The sequence below is a fragment of the Comamonas sp. genome (genome assembly GCF_036666375.1).
Taxonomy (GTDB): domain Bacteria; phylum Pseudomonadota; class Gammaproteobacteria; order Burkholderiales; family Burkholderiaceae_C; genus Comamonas.
In genome coordinates, this window is record NZ_JAVWWA010000023.1 from 1 (window position 1) to 6,502 (window position 6,502).

Annotated in this window: 4 protein-coding genes; 1 reads left to right on the plus strand and 3 read right to left on the minus strand. The window is 67.7% G+C overall.

Going from position 1 to position 6,502, the window contains the following annotated elements; genetic code table 11:
• A partial coding sequence (gene nirB, locus RR928_RS08100) for a nitrite reductase large subunit NirB (protein ID WP_332682083.1) occupies window positions 1-2,041 on the minus strand: 2,041 nt, incomplete at its 3' end.
• A 465-nt stretch (window positions 2,042-2,506) separates the two neighbouring features.
• Here nirB and RR928_RS08105 point away from each other — a divergent pair.
• Window positions 2,507-4,213 (plus strand): bifunctional protein-serine/threonine kinase/phosphatase, encoded by a 1,707-nt coding sequence (locus RR928_RS08105; RefSeq protein ID WP_332536408.1) that lies wholly within the window; start codon window positions 2,507-2,509, stop codon window positions 4,211-4,213.
• Window positions 4,214-4,225: 12 nt separating this feature from the next.
• On the opposite strand, the gene RR928_RS08110 is transcribed toward RR928_RS08105, so the two are convergent.
• Together RR928_RS08110 and RR928_RS08115 are read right to left on the minus strand one after the other, a co-directional pair.
• Complete coding sequence (locus tag RR928_RS08110) at window positions 4,226-5,443, minus strand: MFS transporter (protein WP_332536406.1); 1,218 nt, start codon at window positions 5,441-5,443, stop codon at window positions 4,226-4,228.
• Window positions 5,444-5,605: 162 nt separating this feature from the next.
• A partial coding sequence (locus tag RR928_RS08115) for a type IV pili methyl-accepting chemotaxis transducer N-terminal domain-containing protein (RefSeq protein ID WP_332682085.1) occupies window positions 5,606-6,502 on the minus strand: 897 nt, incomplete at its 5' end.

Below are 6,502 nucleotides of genomic sequence, written 5' to 3' on the forward strand. Positions count from 1 at the left end.
AGCCGGAGACGCCGAACTTGATCTTGTGCGGCGAGCGCAGGCCCTTGTAGCGGTTCTCGAGCTCGATTGCCAGGCCCACGCTGTCGTCCACGCCGTAGCGGCACCAGGTCGAGCCCACGCAGCTCTTGACGGTGCGCAGCGACTTGCCATAGGCATGGCCCGACTCGAAGCCCGCGTCCACGAGTTCGCGCCAGATCAGCGGCAGCTCGTGCACCTGGGCGCCGAACATGTCGATGCGCTGGCCGCCGGTGATCTTGGTGTAGAGGCCGTAGTGCTTGGCGACCTGGCCGATGACGATCAGCTGGTCGGGCGTGATCTCGCCCGCGGCCACGCGCGGCACGATGGAATAGGTGCCGTCCTTCTGGATATTGCCCAGGAAGTAGTCGTTGCTGTCCTGCAGCGGCGCGCCGTTGCGGTCAAGAACGAAGTCGTTCCAGCAGCTCGCCAGGATGTTCGCGGCCGTGGGCTTGCAGATGTCGCAGCCATGGCCCTTGCCGTGCTGGGCCAGCAGCTGCGCGAAGGTGCGGATTTCGCCCACGCGCACCAGGTGGTAGAGCTCCTGGCGCGAGTACGGGAAATGCTCGCACAGGTGGTTGTTCACGGCCACGCCCTGGCGCTTGAGTTCGGCCTTGAGCACCTGGGTGACCAGGGGCACGCAGCCGCCGCAGGACGTCCCGGCCTTGGTGCAGGCTTTCAGATCGCCAATGTTCTGCACGCCGCCAGCGATGGCCGCGCACAGCTGGCCCTTGCTGACGTTGTTGCACGAGCACAGCACGGCGGCGTCGGGCAGCGCGTCCACGCCCAGGCCGGGCTTGGCCGCGCCATCGGTGGCCGGCAGTATCAGCAGGCCGGGCGATGCGGGCAGGGGCATGGCGTTGAGCGCCATCTGCAGCAGCGTGCCGTATTCCGACGCATCGCCCACCAGCACCGCGCCCAGCAGGCGCTTGCCGTCCTCGCTGACGACGATCTTCTTGTAGACCTGCAGCAGTTCGTCGGTGTAGCTGAAGTTGCGGCTGCCCGGCGCCCGGCCCAGCGCGTCGCCGATGCTCGCCACGTCCACGCCCATGAGCTTGAGCTTGGTGCTCATGTCGGCGCCGCGAAACGCCGCGTCCACGTCACCGGCCAGATGGCCGGCGGCGACGCGCGCCATGTCGTAGCCCGGCGCGACCAGGCCGAACACCTGCTCCTGCCAGGCCGCGCATTCGCCAATCGCGTAGATGTCGTGGTCGCTGGTGCGGCAGTGGTCGTCGACCACGATGCCGCCGCGCGGGCCCAGCGCCAGCAGGCTCTGGCGCGCGAGTTCGTCGCGCGGGCGAATGCCGGCCGAGAACACGATCATGTCGGTCTCGAGGTAGCTGCCGTCGGCAAACACCATGCGGTGGCGCGCCGTCGCGCCGGCGGTGATCTCCACCGTGTTGCGGCTGGTGTGCACCTGCACGCCCAGCGCCTCGATCTTGGTGCGCAGCACGCGCCCGCCGCCTTCGTCGACCTGGACCATCATCAGCCGCGGCGCGAACTCCACCACATGGGTCTGCAGGCCCATGTCGCGCAGCGCCTTGGCGCATTCCAGGCCCAGCAGGCCGCCGCCCACTACCACGCCGCTCTTGGACTTGGCGCCCGAGGCCAGCATGCCTTCGAGGTCTTCGATGGTGCGGTAGACAAAGCAATGCGGCCGGTCGCGGCCGGGAACGCCCGGAACGAAAGGCGACGAGCCCGTGGCCAGCACCAGCTTGTCATAGGCCAGCTCCTCGCCATCGGCGAGTTGCAGCGTGTGGTTGCGGCGCTCTATCGAGGCGACGCGCGCGTTGAGTCGCAGCGTGAGGCCGGGACGGTCGTAGAAGCCCGCCGGCACCAGCGACAGATCGTCGGCGCCGCGGCCGCTGAAGAAGTCGGACAGGTGCACGCGGTCGTAGGCCGGGCGCGGCTCCTCGCCCAGCACGGTGACTTCGAGGCCGGCCGCGGGCAGGTCGGGATAGCGTTCGATCAGGGCTTCGACATAGCGGTGGCCCACCATGCCATTGCCGGCAATCAACAACTTCATCGGTGTTTTATGGGTCGCGTGGGGCATGCGACTTCCTTCGACGGTGGTGGAGCGCTGTGCTCCGGTTCGAAAAAAAAAGGCGCCCGCAACGGATACAGGCACGGAGTGCACTGGAAAAGTTGCGGACGCCTTTGTCCTGGGTGACGAGGGCATCGCTACCCCGCATCGTCGGGATGGGTCAAGCAGGTTTTGTGCCAGGGAGATTTGCGTCTTTTTTATAGGGCGGGCCGTTCATCCTTAGACGCGGCCGGCGAGGCAGGCTCACCACGAACGGGGAGAAGAAGTGGAAGCCGCTGCCGGGATTCCGTTCGTCCTGAGCTTGTCGAAGGATGAACGGCCTGCCATGGAGATAGGCGAAGTGCACTAGAACACGCACCCGCATGCATCAATGCAGTGCAAGCCACGCGCACCACGCACCGTTTCGGGCACGCCCCGCCACGCGTTTTCCTGGTCACAATCACTCCCATGCCTTTTGAACTCGACATTGGATGGGTCTCGCGCCCCGGACGCGCAGCGGTGAACGAAGACTTTGCCGCGGTGCAGATGCCGGGCGACGGCGCCGGCATGCTGGCCGCCGTGGCCGATGGCGTGAGCGCCGGCGGCTGGGGGCGCGAAGCCGCGCAGACCACGGTGACGAGTCTGGCCAATGACTTCTTCTGCACGCCAGCCACCTGGGAGCCGACGGTGGCGCTGGACCGCATCATCGGCGCGCAGAACGCCTGGCTCTACGGCGTCAATCGGCGGCGCCAGCCCGCCTATGGACTGACCACGCTGACGGCGCTGGTGCTGCGCGGCCAGAGCTATACGCTGGCGCATGTGGGCGATACGCGAGCCTATCTGCTGCGCCAGGGGCAGATCGAGCAGTTGACCGAAGACCATGTGATGGGCGGCGTCGACTTCGCCCACAGACTCACGCGCGCCATAGGCCTGGAAGACCGCGTGACCATCGATTACCGCCAGGGCGAGGTGCTGGCCGGCGATATCTTCGTGCTGCTGTCCGACGGCATCCACAACGACATCCGCCCGCGGCAGATCGCGCAGTGGGCGGCAGAAGAGCCGGCCCAGGCGCTGGCCGAAAGCCTGGCCGAGGCCGCCGAGCGCCAGGGCAGCCGCGACAACCTCAGCGCCGTGGTGGTGCGCGTGCTGGGCGTCAACGATGCCACGCTCGAGGACACCACGCGCCGCGCCCAGGCCCTGCCCGCATTGCCGCTGCTCAAACCCGGCGCAGTCGTTGACGGCCTGCGCGTCGAGGGCCTGGCGGCCGACAGCGGCATCTACCGCGTCTACCGCGTGCTGCATGCAGCCAGCGGCCAGCAGTTCGCGCTCAAGACCCTGCACCCGCAGCGCGCGCATGACCGCCACGAATGGGCGGCGCTGGCGCACGAAGCCTGGGTCGCGCGCCATCTGCAGACCGGGCCCACGGCCCAGCATCTGGTGCGGCTGCACGCGCCGCTGGTCGCCGAGCCTTCGGCCTTCTATCTGCTGTATGAGTGGCTGGACGGCGAGACGCTGGCGCAGTGGATAGAGCAAAAGCATAGGCCCAATGTGGCGCAGGTGCTGGCGATTGCCCAGCAGGCCGCGCGCGTGCTCGGCGGACTGCACCGCCAGGGCGTGATACACCGCGATGTGAAGCCGGCCAATCTGCATTACGGCCGCGACGGCCAGTTGCGCCTGCTCGACCTGGGCGTGGCGCTGACCGGGCGCGAGCCCGAAGCCGTGCGCACGCTGCACGCGGGCACGGCCAGCTATGTCAATCCCGAGCAATGGGACGACCCGCCGCTGCCCGCCGATGCCGGCACCGATCTGTTCGCGCTGGGCGTGACGCTCTATCAGTTGCTCACGGGTGGCCGACTGCCCTACGGCGAAGTCATTGCCTACCAGCGCGGGCGTTACTGGCGCGACCCGGTGGCGCCCAGCCGGCACAACCCGCAGGTGCCGATCTGGCTGGACGCCATCGTGCTCAAGGCCGTGGCGCGCACAGCAGCCCAGCGCTTCGAGACCGCCGAGGAACTGCTGCTGGCGCTGGAGCGCGGCGCGGCCCGCCCCTTGCCGCCGGCAGCCGGCAGCCCGTTGGCGGCGCGCGATCCGGCCTTTGCCTGGAAGGCGGCGCTGGCGTTCAGCGCCGTGCTCAACGCCGCGCTGGTCTACTGGATACTGTTCCTGCCGCGCTGAGAGCGGCGAACATCAGGCGGCAACGCGCGCGCGCCCGCCCTTTTCCGCCCAGGTGCGCGTCCAGCGGATCTGCATGAAGCGCAGCATCACCAGCATCACCAGCGCGAAGAACGCAAACAGCGCAAAGCCCGAGAAGTAGCTGCCGGTGTACTGCTGCGACAAGCCCATGCTGGCGGGAATCAGGCCGCCGCCGAGCGCGCCGATTTCGCCTATCATCGAGCCGGCCACGGCCGTGGTCGTGGGCCAGCGCAGCGGCACCAGCTGGAACAGCGCGCCATTGCCCGCGCCCAGCGCCGCGAAGCACACCAGGAACGACAGCATGGTCAGCGGCAGCGAGGCGCTGCTCAGGCCGCACAGCAGCAGGCTCGCGCAGATCACCACCAGCACGGCGGTGAGCGTGTTGATGCCGCCCCAATGGTCCGACAGCCAGCCGCCGAAGATGCGTGTCATCGCGCCCATGAACGCCGCCAGCATCGTCAGCTGCCCGGCCTCGACCTTGCTCACGCCGAACTGATCGTAGAAATAGCTGGGCAGGAAAGTCGCCAGGCCGATGAAGCCGCCGAAAGTCACGGCGTAGATCAGGCTGAACGCCCAGCCGTCCTTCTCGAACAGGCAGGCCGCGTGCTCGCGCATGGTGGCGTGCTCGGCGCGGTCCTCGGGCTCGCGCGCAAAGACAATCATCACCGCCATGGGCAGCAGAATGCCCAGCGCCGCGAAGCCGTAGACCGTCTGCCAGCCATAGGCCTGGGCCAGCGGCGGCGCCAGCAGCGCGGCCACGGCCGTGCCTATGTTGCCCGCGCCCACCAGGCCCATGGCCAGACCCTTGTAGCGCGGCGGGAACGAGCCCGAGCCCAGCGACAGCGCGACGCCGAAGCTTGCACCCGCGATGCCCAGCAGCACGCCCATGGCCAGCAGGTCGTTGAACGAGTCGACGGCGAAGTAGCCGTAGAGCATGGCCAGGGCAATGCCCACCATCTCGACCAGCGTCGCGTTCTTGCGCCCTATGTACTGGGCCAGCAGTCCCAGCGGAAAGCGCATCAGCGAGCCGGCAACGATGGGAATCGACAGCATCAGCCCCTTTTGCGCGGGCGTCAGATTGAAGCTCTCGCTGATGAACGGTGCCATCGCGCCGTTGATGACCCAGATGCCGCAAGAGCAGGCGAAGTAGAAGAAGGCCGCGCCCAAGGTTGGTGCATGCCCGGCTTGCAAAAAGCTGCGAAATCCCGCCATCGAATATTCTCCGTGCAAAAGAAAACGCCTACGCTGGCGCGCGCCGCTTGCGCGGCAGGGCCAGACGTAGACGTCGTTGTTTTCCTGCAGCCCGGCCCGCGGCATTGCGGTGTGGGCTGCATGCACTCACTGAGCAAGAATCGTGCGCGCTTTGCCCAGGCTTCACGACATCAGCAGTTGCAGGCTCTTCTCATAGAGCAGCGTCAGCTGATCGAAGTTGTCATGCAGGCTGTCGCAGCAGCGGCACAGCGCCATCTTGTTCTCCACCGAATCCAGTTCCTTGAGCCCGGCCTGCAGATGCAGCCAGGCGCGGCGCGACTCGCGCAGGCTCATCATGATTTCCGGGCTGGACAGCGGCGTCATCTCCATCTTCAGCAGCGCGACTTCGAGCTCCGAGCGCATTTCCGCCTGCATGGCGTGCAGCGACGGCTCCTGCAGCAATTCGCCCAGCAGCGCGGTCTTGCCCAGGCGCTGCACCAGCATGCGCTGGCGCCCGCAGAGATTGATCACCGTCAGCGCGCGCCGGCCCGAGGCGTTCTCCAGCGCCTGCACCAGCGCCTCGGCATGCCCTAGCAGCTGCTCGGCCTGCCTGTCGAGCTGGCGCAGCATCTCGAGCCCGGTTTTCTCGGCCAGCACCAGTTCCATCTGGTGCCAGGACTGCACCACCAGCGTCAGCGCGGCCTGCACCGCCGGCGTCAGCGCATGGGTATGCGGCACGGTCTGCAGGAAGTGCAGCCTGGCCTGCACGCTTTCGATCGACGCCTGCTTGAGCGTGCGCGCGCGGTGGCGATCGACGCCCAGCAGCGACTGCGCGGCCAGGCGCACGATGCGCTGCGACAGCATGCGCAGCTGGCCTGCCTGGTTCAGCGATTCGGCCCAGAACGCGGTCTCGACCACCGAGCGCGAGATATCGGACAGCTTGAGGCTGGCGTGCATCGCGGCATTGCGCAGGAAAGTGAAGGCTTCGTCTTCGCTGGTGCCGCGCGCATCGGCAACGATGCCCTTGGCGCGTTCCAGCCATTTGCGATCGGCCAGCTGGCCTTGCGCGCCGGCCAGCGC